The sequence below is a fragment of the Legionella sheltonii genome (genome assembly GCF_026191355.1).
Lineage (GTDB): Bacteria > Pseudomonadota > Gammaproteobacteria > Legionellales > Legionellaceae > Legionella > Legionella sheltonii.
Map to the genome: position 1 here is coordinate 1 of NZ_JAPHOQ010000049.1, position 803 is coordinate 803.

Sequence of the window (803 nt, forward strand, 5' to 3'; positions counted from 1 at the left end):
GTTCTTGATGGAATTGATGAATTAAAAATTAAATCCAAAGAGGATTTGAAGAAAATTCTTGACGATTCATTTAAACCAATCCCTAACCCTTTTGATAAAAGTGATCCGCGTTATAATTATTTTATGCGTTATAATATGGACCTGCAGCAGCATAAAAAAGGACTTTATCAAGCTTACAGTCAGCGAATTGATAATCTGGTTGAATTTCAAAAAGTTTTAAACAAATTTTATCCTAATAATCCTGAAAAATACCATGTTCCTTCCTTTCAAGCCCTTCAAGATATGAGTCAGAAATTACAATATTACCCACAAAATATTTATGAAATGTATGCTGAGGCTCATGAAAAACTCTTTGCGCTTAATAAGAGAGGTCAACTTTCTCAAGATGAAAGGATATTGCAAGAAACTTTACAGCGTGTATTACACGAATATGCAGCAAAGGAGGTTGACTCGGAAAAAATAGAAATAATCTGGGAGCAAATATTAGAGCTCGAAGAAAAAATTAATCTCTCTAAAGAAAACCTTCAAAAATTGGACGATTTTACAGATGAATTAAAACAGCCCCTTCCTAAGCAATGGCAAGAGTTTTTAAATACTCCTGTTTCTAATTTAAAAGCAACTGATCCTGCGGCAGCACATATAATGGTTGAGTTAAATGCACAAATTAGTCAGATTAGGAGTGCTCTGGAACATGATGAGTGCACGTTTGAAGAAGCGAAATCTTCTCTAATTGAATTATTAAAAATAGAACCTCTTCAAGAACGAGTATCTACACTCGAAGAAAAAATAAATCTTACTAGAGG

At 33.0% G+C, this 803-nt stretch carries 1 protein-coding gene; it reads left to right on the top strand.

Annotation, left to right across the window (positions count from 1 at the left end; translation table 11 throughout):
- Positions 1-803 (top strand): hypothetical protein (locus OQJ26_RS19305; protein WP_265705288.1); only part of this gene is annotated, 803 nt, incomplete at both ends.